The sequence below is a fragment of the Brevibacillus borstelensis genome (assembly GCF_036700025.1).
Classification (GTDB): domain Bacteria; phylum Bacillota; class Bacilli; order Brevibacillales; family Brevibacillaceae; genus Brevibacillus; species Brevibacillus borstelensis.
In genome coordinates this window covers 3,939,320-3,952,783 of sequence record NZ_CP144922.1, presented here as the reverse complement: position 1 = coordinate 3,952,783, position 13,464 = coordinate 3,939,320, and the positions used below count along the sequence as shown (strand labels likewise).

12 protein-coding genes, 1 other RNA gene and 1 other annotated feature are annotated in these 13,464 nt (G+C 54.6%); of the genes, 9 read left to right on the top strand and 4 right to left on the bottom strand.

Annotated elements, in window-relative coordinates; all coding sequences use genetic code 11:
* Positions 1-95 precede the first annotated feature (95 nt).
* A complete protein-coding gene (locus V5G20_RS19065) occupies positions 96-887 on the bottom strand; it encodes a TetR/AcrR family transcriptional regulator (protein WP_003387564.1) in 792 nt (263 codons plus the stop codon).
* Positions 888-1,029: 142 nt separating this feature from the next.
* Positions 1,030-2,928, bottom strand: coding sequence for an SH3 domain-containing protein (locus V5G20_RS19060; RefSeq protein ID WP_243015003.1), 1,899 nt, complete (start codon positions 2,926-2,928; stop codon positions 1,030-1,032).
* Between the two features lie 279 nt (positions 2,929-3,207).
* Here V5G20_RS19060 and V5G20_RS19055 point away from each other — a divergent pair, with 279 nt between their 5' ends.
* The 7 genes from V5G20_RS19055 (at position 3,208) to V5G20_RS19025 (ending at position 11,012) form a co-directional block, all read left to right on the top strand.
* Entirely contained in the window at positions 3,208-3,381 is a 174-nt protein-coding gene (locus V5G20_RS19055; RefSeq protein ID WP_003387560.1) for a hypothetical protein, read from the top strand.
* A gap of 85 nt (positions 3,382-3,466) precedes the next feature.
* The gene (locus V5G20_RS19050; protein WP_338461795.1) at positions 3,467-5,002 is read left to right on the top strand and encodes a coproporphyrinogen III oxidase; all 1,536 of its coding nucleotides are present in this window, start codon (positions 3,467-3,469) and stop codon (positions 5,000-5,002) included.
* 111 nt (positions 5,003-5,113) lie between these two features.
* Positions 5,114-5,369: a binding site (T-box leader), on the top strand.
* A gap of 92 nt (positions 5,370-5,461) precedes the next feature.
* Positions 5,462-6,733 (top strand): histidine--tRNA ligase, encoded by a 1,272-nt coding sequence (gene hisS / locus V5G20_RS19045; RefSeq protein WP_122958166.1) that lies wholly within the window; start codon positions 5,462-5,464, stop codon positions 6,731-6,733.
* A 42-nt stretch (positions 6,734-6,775) separates the two neighbouring features.
* Entirely contained in the window at positions 6,776-8,560 is a 1,785-nt protein-coding gene (gene aspS, locus V5G20_RS19040; RefSeq protein ID WP_031932378.1) for an aspartate--tRNA ligase, read from the top strand.
* A gap of 50 nt (positions 8,561-8,610) precedes the next feature.
* Positions 8,611-8,793: non-coding RNA, 6S RNA (gene ssrS / locus V5G20_RS19035), on the top strand.
* Between the two features lie 119 nt (positions 8,794-8,912).
* Positions 8,913-9,668, top strand: coding sequence for a tRNA threonylcarbamoyladenosine dehydratase (locus V5G20_RS19030; RefSeq protein WP_003387554.1), 756 nt, complete (start codon positions 8,913-8,915; stop codon positions 9,666-9,668).
* Between the two features lie 6 nt (positions 9,669-9,674).
* Positions 9,675-11,012: an AAA family ATPase gene (locus tag V5G20_RS19025; RefSeq protein ID WP_024983959.1), complete on the top strand. Its 1,338-nt coding sequence runs from the start codon at positions 9,675-9,677 to the stop codon at positions 11,010-11,012.
* 41 nt (positions 11,013-11,053) lie between these two features.
* On the opposite strand, the gene V5G20_RS19020 is transcribed toward V5G20_RS19025, so the two are convergent.
* Positions 11,054-11,227, bottom strand: coding sequence for a hypothetical protein (locus V5G20_RS19020; protein ID WP_170208318.1), 174 nt, complete (start codon positions 11,225-11,227; stop codon positions 11,054-11,056).
* Positions 11,228-11,334: 107 nt separating this feature from the next.
* On the opposite strand from V5G20_RS19020, the gene cymR reads away from it, so the two are divergent.
* Both cymR and V5G20_RS19010 read left to right on the top strand, forming a co-directional pair.
* Entirely contained in the window at positions 11,335-11,754 is a 420-nt protein-coding gene (gene cymR / locus V5G20_RS19015) for a cysteine metabolism transcriptional regulator CymR (RefSeq protein ID WP_003387550.1), read from the top strand.
* 12 nt (positions 11,755-11,766) lie between these two features.
* Positions 11,767-12,909 carry a cysteine desulfurase family protein gene (locus V5G20_RS19010; RefSeq protein WP_024983958.1) on the top strand — a complete coding sequence of 381 codons (1,143 nt, stop codon included), beginning with the start codon at positions 11,767-11,769 and terminating at the stop codon, positions 12,907-12,909.
* Positions 12,910-13,020: 111 nt separating this feature from the next.
* Here the strand turns inward: V5G20_RS19010 and V5G20_RS19005 are convergent, their stop codons facing one another.
* Positions 13,021-13,191, bottom strand: coding sequence for a hypothetical protein (locus tag V5G20_RS19005; RefSeq protein WP_338461791.1), 171 nt, complete (start codon positions 13,189-13,191; stop codon positions 13,021-13,023).
* Positions 13,192-13,464 lie beyond the last annotated feature (273 nt).

Below are 13,464 nucleotides of genomic sequence, written 5' to 3'. Positions count from 1 at the left end.
ATGAATTCTATATGGTGTGTTAATCACGTACTGATTGGTATGTTGATGGCATTAATGATCCCGTCTTTTTGCAAGGACGGGTTTTTCTTTTTCTTCTATTTGCCTTTATGCTGAATCCCTTGCCAGAGAAGTTGAGCAAGCTGTGATGTGATCGAAGGCAATTGGACACGCTTTGGATCGATAATCAACCCGAGAAGCAGACCGTTGATCAATGATTGAAACAGAATGGCGATTGCTTGCGGGTCAACGTCATCAGCAAGCAGTTGTTCCTTCTGCCACTCTTTTATCATCGCGGCAGTCCCCTCAATAATCTGGCCGTAGGCGGAACGAAGCGCATCGGCCACGAGTGGATCACGGGAAGCAGTGACGAAATCAAAAAAGAGCATGGGTGCGTGGGAATCCGGCTCGAAGCATTCGAATTGGGCTGCTAACATAGCTGCCAGACCCTTCACTGCGGCTATGCTGTTTCCGTTGCCAAACGCCATCCGACCTGTTTGCGGCAGGACTTTCAACTGTTGGCTTAACTGGTGTTCGCAAAGAGCCGCAAACAAGTCGCTTTTACTTGAGAAGTGCCAGTATACAGCGCCCTTGGTCATGCCAGCGTCTGCTGCTACCAGGTCCAGAGACGTCCCGGAAAACCCGTGCTTGGAGAATACGCGGGCTGCGGCATCCAAAATTTTCGTCCGCGTATCCGCAAGTGAAGATCCGCTGGCAGCTTGCTGCGCCTCCAGCCACTTCCTCATTTCCTGCTTGGAGCCGAAATGGCGTCGTACTGCCGTCCAATGTACGCCTGCAGCTTTCGCCACATCGGCAAAGCTGATCTTGTCGAAAGGACGTTTCTCACTCAGATGTAAAGCCGCTGCCCGTATTTGCTGACTCGATTTCATTGCTTGCACCTCAGTATAACGAAATATAATGCGGATTACATACCAAATAGTATGCGAATAGTATATGATTCCAAAAATGCAACGTCAAGCCTATAAAATAAACGAACCCTTGTCTTCACATTGGAAGACAAGGGTTTGACGGTTATCCTTCTTGTACGCTCTGCGATGAGAAGTACTGCAAAATCCCGTTAAAGAGGCCTTCTGCAGCTAAATCCTGCTGTTTCTCAGAGCGAAGCCGGAGCTCTTCATTGTAGTTGGAGAGGAAACCGATCTCCGCCAAAATCGAGGTTACAGGATTTTCTCTCAGAACGTAGTAGTTGCCGAAGCGGGACTGCAAGTCTTTGTAGGACGTCGCTTTCACGACTTCTGCTTGCACAAGGGAGGCCAGCTTGCTTGAATTCCCTTTGTTGTAATGGAAAATGATCGTTCCGTTCGTCGTTGAATTCGGATGCGTGTTGTGATGGATGCTGACAAATATGTCCGCGTTGTTCTGAATCGCCACATCAACACGCTGCTGGAGCGTCAGCTTCCGGTCGTCGCTGCGGGTCATGATCACTTTGGCCCCGGCAGCCTCCAATTTATTCCGCAATAGCAGGGCGACCTGAAGGTTCACGGTTTTTTCCAAAGTGGAGAAGCTGGAGCCGGTAGCGCCGTTGTCATTGCCGCCATGTCCCGGGTCGACAACGATCACCTTGCCGACCAGCGCGTTTGTTTTTACAACTGCCGGCGTTCCTGTCGCGGATACCAGCCAGCCGGCTACAAAGCCTGTGGAACCATCCGTGAATTTGAGCTCGAACCAGTCGCCCTCGCGCTTGATGATCGAGTATTTTTCACCCGGCTGTATCTGCTTGAGGATGGGGTGATTCGTTCCAGGGCCAGAACGGACATTCGTGTCCGGGTTGAGGACAGTGACATGCGGTCCCGGGGGAGCGGGCATGACAGGCTGTTGGACAGTTACGAGCCAGCCTGCGACCCAGCCAATTTTGCCGTCCGGCGTTTGCACCCGGTACCAGTCTTCTTTTTTCTCCAGCACCGTCAGGGTACTGCCCGCCTTCAGCGTACCGAGGACAGCGCTGGCTGTGCTCGACTCGGCCCGGAGATTTAACCCGTCGGTCTGTACGGTTGCTGTCTGCTTGGCAGGCTGCTGTGTATTCGTGCTTCCGTTGTTTGCCGGAGGCTGTACATCAGGTGGCTGCTGGTTCTGGTTGGCTGCTCCGCTGCCTGCGTTAGCCTGTCCGGTGCCAGGCTGGGTGGTTCCTTCCTCGGGAATCCACGCCTGTATGCCATCGTATGGAAACTGGATCCAGCCATTCTGCTTTTTCGTGACGGTAATGGTGTACCCGGAATGAAGCTGTCCGATGGCGGGCAATGAAAAATCCGGTGACGGGTAAATGTACGGATTGTATTCAAGCGTCAAAGAACTGCCCTGTGATCCTGCTTGTCCAGCCCCGGCAGAGCCGCCAGAATGGGCTGGCGCCGCAGGCGGATTTCCTCCGTCAGGAGTTGTGCTCGGCTGACCGGCTGGCTTTCCGGCATTGTGCTCAGTAACGAGCCAACCTGCGACCCAGCCCTTGGCGCTTGCAGACAGCTGAATTTGGACCCATTCGCCGCTGCGCTGCGTAACCGTGTATTTTTTGCCGGGATTAATCTTTTGGACGACAGAATAGTTTTGTCCCGGACCCGAGCGAACGTTTACATTGTCGGTAGTGCTCTCTACCTGCGGTGCGGTTGATTGAGCGCCACTCTGTGGGGCCGGTTTTGTGCTTGTGCCCGACTTTGTGACCAGCCAATTGGCCACCCAACCGGTTTTCCCGTTTGGCAGACGCACATGGATCCAATCGCCCTTTTCAGAGATGACAGGCAGTACCGTTTTGATCGGCAGGGTAGTGACTACCTGATCCTGTGTGCTGGGACCGGAACGAACGTTGAGATTATCGACCGTAACCTGGATGGTTCCAGCTGCAAAGGCGGCAGTGACAGGCAAGGTAACGGCACAGGCGACAGCAAGGAGTGTCCGCAGGAGATGTTGACGAAAACGCACGAATTTGACACCCTTTCCAGTTTTATAGATGTGAAGTACCGATTTTAGTGGAATTTACCAAAAGTACTCTTTCGTCCTCTCATTCTTCTTTTCCTGCTTTTTCCGACAAACTTCTTTATAAAATACCAAATTTTTATGGTTGAAATTGCTTTCTTCATAACCGGAAACAGCATCGTCAGCGATGGCCATTTCCGTGATGACCGGGCGTCCCTTATGCTTTTTTGCACTGCGGGCCATACTAGGATACAACCAGCACGGATGAGAGAAGGAGGCACGCAGATGAGGCAGTCCAACAAGGAAGCATTTGCGCAAGAGGCAAACAGACGGTTGTTCTCCGTCGATTTTCACGACTTTCTGGAAAAGGAATCGACATTGAACGACGTGGAGATGTCCAGGGAGTTTCACATCAGCATCAGAGATGTGCAGGAGCTCAGAAGAAAGCTGCGCCGGTGAACGAAATTCCGGGTGCTTTCGCCAGGTTGACCACGCTTTTTTTGTCGGATAAGATGAAGGGGCAGACTGAAAAGCAGGTGAACCCATGATTCAGGTGAAGTGTGAAGGACATCAATTCGAGCGGGAAATCGGTTTGATTCTCGCCTTGTTTTATGAAGACCCGGAAATTGTATATGTATCGGAATGGAAAGGCTCAGACAGCCTTCGCATCCGGCTTTCCCTGGAGGAGCGTGGAGATGGCGTCTGTGCCACAGGAGAATTGCATGCAGGAGACCGGCATGAAAAGCGGATGGTGGAGCGTCCGTACACGGTCCTGGAGGAAAAGGAACAGCGGAAAATCGCCAAGCGTGCTGTCAGCTATGTTTTGCTCCAACTTCTGGAAGAACTGACGGGCATCGAGCAAGGCTGGGGCGTGCTCACCGGCATCCGGCCTACCAAGCTGATGCATAGCCTGCTTTCGTCAGGAGCGGATTGGGAAGCCGTTCACCGCCGCTTGCAAAAGGACTACATGGTTCGGCCCCACAAGCTTTCCTTGCTTCAGGAGATCGTCGACAGGCAGTTGAAAGTCGTTCCTGATTTTTACCAGATCGACCGGGAGCTTTCTGTATACATCGGGATTCCGTTTTGCCCGACCAAGTGTGCGTACTGCACCTTTCCGGCATACGCCATCCGCAGCCATACAGCGTCAGTGAATCCTTTTCTGGAAGGGCTGCACTACGAGATCGAACGAATGGGCCAATGGCTCACGGAACGGGATATGCGGATCACCTCGATTTATTTTGGCGGAGGGACGCCGACGAGCATTACGGCAGATGACATGGATCAGTTGTTTCAGACGATGCATCGGACCTTTCCGCATATGGATGGCGTACGCGAGCTGACAGTGGAGGCAGGCAGGCCCGACACGATTACCCGTGAAAAGCTGGACGTGATGAAGCGGTGGGAGGTTGACCGCATCAGCATCAATCCGCAATCGTTCACCCAGGAAACGCTGCGGGCGATCGGACGTCATCATACGGTGGAGGAAACGATTGAGAAATACCATTTGGCGATGGAAATGGGTTTGACCAACATCAATATGGATTTGATCATCGGTTTGCCGGGTGAAGGGCTGAAGGAATGGGAGCACAGCCTGCGGGAAGTAGAAAAGCTGATGCCTACTTCCTTGACGGTTCACACCCTCTCATTCAAGCGGGCCTCCGAAATGACGCAGAACAAGGAGCGCTACCAGGTGGCCAGCCGGGAGGAAGTGAGCCGGATGATGGAGCTTGCTTCCCGTTGGACGAGGGAAAAAGGCTATCATCCCTACTACCTTTACCGCCAGAAAAACATCCTGGGCAATCTGGAAAATGTCGGCTACGCCCTTGAGGGACAGGAGAGCATCTACAACATCATGATCATGGAAGAGGCGCAGACCATCCTCGGACTCGGCTGCGGAGCCGTCTCCAAGCTGATGGCCCCCGGCAGCGGCAAGCTTGTCAGGTGGCCGAATCCAAAGGACCCGAAGACGTATAACGAGACGTACCGGACTTTGACCGAAGAGAAGCTCCGCGATCTCGACCAGGTGTACGGGGGAATGTCCACGCAAGCATCAGTGGAAAAGGCCGGAGCAGGCAAGTAAGGTGCGGCTGGTCAATTTGGCGCAGTCAAAAAAGTTTTATCCGGTGCCTGTTGACGCCTGATTCGCCGTTTGCTATGATTTGCATTAAGATTTTCAAAGGACCTTTTTTACAACGATCTAATGACGGGAACAAGTACCCAGGAAACGGATAGCCAGAGAGGAATTGCCGCGGCTGAGAGCATTTCCCTATGACGACTTGGTGAATGACATCCCCGAAGACCGCAGTGAACGAAGCGGCTTTTTGCCCTTTTTAGTAACTGGCAGGCGTAAGTCGGCGTTAACGACTGGAAAAGTGGGGCTCCGGTATGAGAAATGGAGTCCAAGCAGGGTGGCACCACGGGAGCAAAACCGATCTCTCGTCCCTGACATGTTTGCATCAAGCGGCATGTCAGAGGCGGGAGATTTTTTGTTTTGGTTTGAACTAGTTTCCGGCAGGAAGCAAAGATGGAGGGTTAACAGATGGCAAAGATTCAAATTCCTCGCGGCACGCAGGATATTATGCCAGGTACGGTTGAACTGTGGCATTACATCGAGGCCAAAGCGCGCGACTTGTGCAGACGGTTCAACTATCACGAGATCCGCACACCGCTGTTTGAAAGCACAGAGCTGTTCCAGCGCGGTGTCGGAGAAACGACGGACATCGTCGAGAAGGAAATGTACAACGTCTCCAATCCGCGCAGCGAGGACGCCTTGACGCTTCGCCCGGAGGGAACGGCTGGCGTAGTCCGCTCCTACGTGGAGAACAAGCTGTACGGCTCGCCCAATCAGCCGGTCAAGATGTACTACCTCGGGCCGATGTTCCGCCACGAGCGCCCGCAAGCTGGACGCTACCGGCAGTTCGTCCAGTTCGGAGCGGAAGCGATCGGCTCCAGCGATCCGGCGATTGACGCGGAAGTGATCGCTTTGGCGATGCGGCTCTATCAAGAGCTTGGGCTGACAGGACTGAGTGTCGAGCTCAACAGCGTGGGCACGCTGGAGGACCGGGCGAACCACCGCAAGCACCTGCTCGAACATCTGAACGGCGTGCGCGATCAGCTTTGCCCAGACTGTCAATCCCGGATTGACCGCAATCCGCTGCGTGTGCTCGACTGCAAAAACGAAACCTGCAAAACGCTGACAAAAGATGCTCCTTCTATTTTGGAGTATTTGAGCGATGAGTCTGCCGCGCATTTTGAAGCGGTCAAAGCGTACCTGACCGAGCTGGGAATCGCCTACACGGTAAACCCGCGCATGGTTCGCGGTCTCGACTACTACACCCAGACTGCCTTCGAGATCAAAATGGCAGAAATCGGTGCCGTAGAAACGCTCTGCGGCGGCGGACGCTACAACGGGCTGGTGGCAGAGCTCGGCGGCGACGACATGCCGGGAATCGGCTTTGCCCTCAGTATCGAGCGGCTTCTGCTCGCTCTCGAGAAGCAGGGGGTCCAACTGCCGGTGTCCGTCGGCATCGACTGCTTCGTGGCGATTCAGACGCCGGATGCGAAGTCGGCAGCCTTCCGCCTCGTCGACCGTCTGCGCAGCGCAGGTGTGGCGGCTGAGCTGGACTATCTCGACCGCAAGATGAAAGCGCAGTTGAAACAAGCGGACCGGCTGGCTGCGAGATTTACCGTCATTATTGGCGAGTCCGAGCTGGCCAGCGGAACAGCGGTTCTGAAAGAAATGGCCACTGGGGAGCAGCAGGAGATCAAGCTGGCTGAGCTGCCGGCTGTCATCGCAAGCCGCTTGGGATAAATACAAGATCGACATCAGAAAAATGAGTGGAGGAAATCAAAAATGAGTTGGCAATATCGTACCGTGCAATGTGGAGAGGTTGGACTTGAACAGGTAGGACAGGAAGTCATCCTGAACGGATGGGTGCAAAAGCGTCGCGACCTCGGCGGCGTTATCTTTATCGACTTCCGCGACAGAACAGGTATCCTCCAGATCGTTTTTAATCCGGAGCACAACAAGAACGCATGGGAAGTGGCAGACAAAGTACGCAGCGAGTACGTGCTGGCTGTAAAGGGGACCGTCGTCAAGCGCGCACCGGAGGCTGTCAATCCGAAGCTGAAAACGGGCGAAGTCGAAGTGATCGTGAGCGAAATCATCATCCTGAACGACGCCAAAACGCCTCCATTCCAAATCGAGGATGACATCGACGTAGATGAGCAGGTCCGCCTGAAATACCGTTACCTGGACCTTCGCCGACCGGAAATGCAGCGCTCCCTGATTCTCCGCAGCAAGGCAGCCAAAGCATTCCGCGATTTCCTCGACGAGAAGGGCTTTGTCGAAGTAGAAACACCGATGCTGACCAAGAGCACGCCGGAAGGAGCGCGTGAGTATCTGGTGCCGTCCCGCGTGCATCCAGGCGAATTCTTCGTGCTTCCGCAATCTCCGCAGTTGTTCAAGCAATTGCTGATGGTATCCGGCATGGAGCGCTACTACCAGATCGCCCGCTGCTTCCGTGACGAAGACTTGCGTGCGGACCGCCAGCCTGAATTCACCCAGGTGGACATCGAGACCTCGTTCCTGTCTATGGAAGAGCTGCTGCCGATGATGGAAGAAATGATTGCCCATGTATTCAAAACGACGATCGGCGTAGACGTGCCGAGACCATTCCCGCGTCTGACGTATGCGGAGGCGATGGCCCGTTACGGTTCCGACAAACCGGACGTACGCTTCGGCATGGAGCTGACCGATGTGTCCGACCTCGTCGCAACCAGCGATTTCAAAGTGTTTGCCAGCGTCGTCTCTGGCGGTGGCCAGGTAAAGGCGATCAACGCGAAAGGCTGCGGACATTACTCCCGCAAAGAAGCGGATGATCTCGGCAAGTTCGCGTCCCGCTACGGTGCAAAAGGCCTGGCGTGGATGGGCTTCAAGGACGGCGAAGTCAAAGGGCCGATCGCCAAGTTCTTTGGCGAAGCAGAAATCAACAGCCTGAAAGAACGACTGGCCGTAGAAGAGGGAGACCTGCTCCTGTTTGTGGCCGACAAGCCGAAAGTCGTGGCCGATGCCTTGGGCGCGCTTCGCTCCAAGCTGGGTGCCGAGCTTGGCCTGATCGACCACAGCCAGTTCGCCTTCCTCTGGGTCGTCGACTTCCCGCTGGTCGAGTGGGATGAGGAATCGCAGCGCTATCTGGCTCTGCACCATCCGTTCACCCGTCCAAAAGACGAAGATTTGCACCTGTTGGAAAGCGATCCTGGCCAAGTCCGGGCGCAGGCCTACGACATGGTGCTCAACGGCTACGAGCTGGGCGGCGGTTCGATGCGGATTTACAAGCGCGACGTACAGGAAAAAATGTTCCGTACACTCGGCCTGACCGAAGAAGAAGCAAAACAAAAGTTCGGCTTCCTGCTTGACGCATTCGACTTCGGTACGCCTCCTCACGGCGGGATCGCACTCGGTCTGGACCGCTTGATCATGCTGCTGGCCGGCCGCAGCAACCTGCGTGAAGTGATCGCGTTCCCGAAAACAGCGAGCGCAAGCGATCTGATGGTAGATGCGCCAGGTCCGGTGGACGACAAGCAGCTGGCTGAGCTGAACATCATGACGACGGTAAAAGACGAAGAAGCCGAATAAGCGGGCTTGCACAGTCGCATGAGCGTTTGATACATTGGTAATACTGATAAATAGCCCTGCGATGTACGTGACTTCCGATAGTTTTGAGCCACAAAGTCTTTTTAGGGAGTTTTTCGTCCGCAATCGCGAGGACATGCCTCCATCGAGTGGACGTCCGGGACGGTTGGGCAAGACACCCACCTGCGATGAGCAGGTTCAAAACTGTAGGAGCAGCACGGCATTTTGGGGCTCCTTTTTTGTCTGACATTCCTACTTTTCCGATTGCATATCGTTTATGCTCCTTCCAGTCGATAAACGGATTGGATTTGTTCCTCAAGAATTGTCATGCTTTGATCAGAAAGGTTGACGGTGGATGCTTCATCAATTTTCTCGTTGCGAATTGGCCTTCGGTCCCGAAGGTTTGGAAAAAATGAAAAACAGCACAGTAGCGGTACTCGGTGTAGGGGGTGTCGGTTCCTTCACGGTCGAAGCTTTGGCCCGCACCGGCGTAGGCAAGCTGGTACTGGTGGACAAGGACGTCGTCGACATTACCAATATCAATCGCCAAATTCATGCTACGCTCAATACGATCGGTCAAAAGAAAGCCGAACTGATGAAAGAGCGGATTGCCGCCATCAACCCGGCTTGCGAGGTTGTCACGCTGAACATGTTTTACAATGCGGAAACGGCCGATCAGCTGTTTGCCCATGAGCTTGATTACATCGTCGATGCGATGGATACGATGTCGGCCAAGCTGCACCTGATACTGGAAGCGAAACGACGCAACATTCCGATCATCTCCAGCATGGGAGCGGCCAACAAAATGGACCCGACAAAGTTTGAAGTGGCCGATATTTCCCAGACCAGCTACGATCCGATTGCCAAGGTAATCCGCCGCGAACTGAGAAAAAGCGGCATTTACAAGGGTGTAAAAGTGGTGTACTCCAAGGAGATCCCGGTGACCATCCGCACCGATGTCCGCGAACAGATCGTAACCGATCCGAATTCGCCGATCAGCAAAGTGCGTCAGCCCCCGGCCAGCAATGCATTTGTCCCTTCCGTAGCAGGACTTATTCTAGCGAGTGTTGTCGTCCGCGATCTGTTGGACTGGCAGCCGGCAAAAGGGTAGAGCGACATGGATCTGTTTTCATTTGCCCATGAAGCAAACGACAAGGGACAAAGCAAGCCGCTTGCTGCCCGGATGCGACCGCAGACGATCCGAGATGTGATCGGCCAGGAACATATTCTTGGAGAAGGGAAGCTGTTGCGCCGGGCGATTGAGGCTGACCAGGTTTCTTCGCTGATTTTTTACGGGCCGCCGGGAACAGGCAAAACGACCTTGGCCAAGGTGATTGCCCGCACGACACGGACGCATTTTGCCGAGCTGAATGCCGTAACGGCAGGGGTGGCTGACATTCGCAAAGTCGTCGACGAGGCGAAGGAACGGCTGGTTATGGGCGGCCAGCGGACAACGCTGTTCGTGGATGAGATCCATCGCTTCAATAAATCGCAGCAGGATGCCTTGCTTCCGTATGTGGAGGAGGGCACCATTACGCTAATTGGAGCGACGACGGAGAATCCGTTTTTCGAGGTAAATCCGGCACTGCTTTCGCGGTCGCAAATTTTCCAACTCCAGCCATTGACGCATGAACACCTTGAACAGGTGATACAGCGGGCTTTGACAGATGAAGAGAACGGCTTGGCGGAGCTGTATGTGGAGGTTGAGCCGGAGGCGAGGGATCACTTGATCCAATACGCCGAGGGCGATGCGCGCAGACTGCTCAACGCGCTGGAGCTGGCTGCAACGACAACGCCTCCCGGACCGGACGGACGCATCGTCATCACGCTCGATGTGGCCGTGGAGTCGATCCAGCGGCGTGCTGTTCGTTACGACAAAAGCGGTGACAACCATTACGACACGGCTTCTGCTTTCATCAAATCCATCCGCGGCTCTGATCCGGACGCGGCCCTGTATTGGCTTGCCCGGATGATCGACGCAGGGGAAGACCCGCGGTTTATCGCCCGCCGCCTGATTATATCGGCTTCCGAAGACATCGGAAATGCCGATCCGCAAGCAATTACCGTGGCCGTATCCTGTTTCCAGGCGCTGGAGCTGGTCGGCATGCCGGAGGGACGGATTCCTTTGGCCCAAGCGACGACCTATCTGGCGACAGCTCCAAAGAGCAATGCGGCGTACAACGGGATTAATCAGGCGCTAGAGACGATTCGGACAGACGGCCACAAGCCGGTTCCGATCCATCTGCGCGACTCCGCATACAAAGGGGCTTCCCGCCTCGGGCATGGAAAAGGATATTTGTATCCGCACAACTACCCTGGCGGCTATGTTGAGCAGCAATATTTGCCGGACGGGGTGGACTATGCATTTTACCGGCCGAAGCCGATCGGCTACGAACAGGAAATCGGCCGCCTGCAAAATGAGCGAAACAAGGTAACAGACGATTCGCAAAGCTGATATCGTATAAAAAACTCCCCCAAGGTACGGGGGAGCATCGCTTAGGTTCGCACATTTCCGCCCGGTTTGTTGGGCAGATCGCCGTTTTCATTTGGCTGCTTGCTCTGTTCGCTGGCGCCAAAACGAGCTTTGTGGGCAATGGTACCGGCCGGCTGGTCGTAAAGCGTATCGGAGGGATGGTTGCGCCCTCTCTCCGAGCGTTTGTTCGTTGCCATCGTGCATTCACCCCCTGGAAGCTAGTGTGTCCCCGACGAGCCGAGAAATGTAAGAGACGGGGAAACTGGTTTGCGGGGAATACTGCAGATAGAGGAGAGTTGTTACTGTGAAAATATCTACGAAAGGACGTTACGGCCTCACGATCATGATGGAGCTGGCCAACCGCTTTGGAGAGGGGCCGGTTTCGCTGAGAAGTATCGCCCAGCGCCACGATTTGTCTGAGCATTATCTGGAGCAGCTCGTCGCGCCGCTGCGCAACGCAGGATTGGTAAAAAGCATTCGCGGAGCGTACGGCGGCTACGTCTTGGCGAAACAGCCCGAGGAAATCTCTGCGGGAGACATCATCCGCGTTTTGGAGGGACCGATCAGCCCGGTCGAGTTTGCCGAGGAGGAAGACCCGGCCAAGCGCTACCTCTGGCTGCGTATCCGCGACAGCATTTCCGCAGTACTCGATTCCACATCCTTGCAGGATTTGATCAGTTATAAGGATGAAGGCCATTCTGACGGCTACATGTTCTATATATAGAAGGTGACATTAGTGCGAGAGCGAATCTATCTGGACCACGCTGCCACGACACCGGTACATCCCCGTGTGGTGGAAGCGATGCATCCATTTTTGACAGAAGTGTACGGAAATCCCTCGAGTGTCCACGGCTTTGGACGTGAAGCGAGACAAGCTCTGGAAGGAGCCCGCGATACGATCGCACGCTTCCTCGATGCCGATCCGCAGACCCTGGTCTTTACGAGCGGCGGCACGGAAGCGGACAATATGGCGATCATTGGCGGAGCGATGGCCCAGCGCGAGCGTGGCCGCCACGTCATCACGTCCAGCATCGAACACCATGCCGTTCTGCATGCTTGCGAGCATCTGGAACAGCTCGGCTTTGAAGTAACGTATCTCCCTGCGGACAAAACGGGCTTGATCAGCACAGACGAGCTGAAAAAAGCAGTACGGCCGGATACAATCCTCGTATCGATCATGTACGGCAACAATGAGGTCGGAACGATTCAGCCGATCGAAGAAATGGGAAGCTATCTACGCGAGCGCGAAATCGTTTTTCACACGGATGCCGTGCAGGCCGTGGGCGTTTTGCCGATCAGCGTCAGCAAGCTGCCTGTCGACATGCTGTCTGTTTCCGCCCATAAAATCAATGGCCCCAAAGGAGTCGGGGCGCTGTTCTTGGGACGCAAGGTGCCGTTTACCCCTTACCTGCACGGCGGCTCGCAGGAGCGCAAACGCAGGGCGGGTACGGAAAATCTGGCGAGTATCATCGGATTTGCCGAAGCGGCCAGGATCGCGCAGGAGGAAATGGAGGAGCGCGTAGCCAAGTACCGGCAGATGCGCACCACAATGCTCCAGTGCTGGCAGCAGGAAGGCATCTCTTTTGAGGTAAACGGGCATCCGGAAAAACACCTCCCGCATATTCTGAACGTAAGCTTTCCCGGTGTCCATACCGAAACGATGCTGATGAACCTCGATCTGGAGGGAGTGGCAGCCGCGAGCGGCTCCGCCTGTACGTCCGGCTCGCTGGAGCTGTCGCATGTGCTCGAAGCGATGTGCCTGGATGACCCTGTAGCCCAATCGGCGATTCGGTTCAGCTTCGGAATCACCAATACGGTTGAGGAAGCAGAGCGGGCTGCCCGGAAGGTGGCCCAGATCGTACATCGGCTGAAACGGTAACCGTTTACGAACGAGTGTGGCTCAACTGAAACGAAGAGTTGAACAGACGATAAAAACCAACGGTGCGTGTATCCGTTGGTTTTTTGCATGCTCTCTTGAGTTTCTTTTCATTTACAGGACAGACCAAAGAACAACAAGACCGATGCCGGCAGTGTACATCAGCGCTTCCCGCAGCTTTCCATGCTGCCGCCGCAGGAGGAGAAGCAGCGCGGCTTCTCCCAGAAAAGTGAGAAGCCAACCCAGGAGATAGACAAAAAGAGTCGGAATGCTGCTGACCATCACGGAAAACAGCCCAAGGCCGATCAGCCATTTGCATTGTCAATATCCGGCAAATGATTTCATTGTTTCTCTTCTTCACCAAATTGTGGATGGATTGGCAGCGGACAAACATGTAGAATAAGGCACTAGAACTGCTTTTCATGCCATGTTTCCGCCTGACACCCAAGAGGTTGCCGCCGCTTCCGAGCAGCAGACGGCCACGACAGAGGAAATGACAGCAGCTGCGGAGAAATTGGCTCAAATGGCGGAGCGGTTGTCAGAACAAGTAAATCGTTT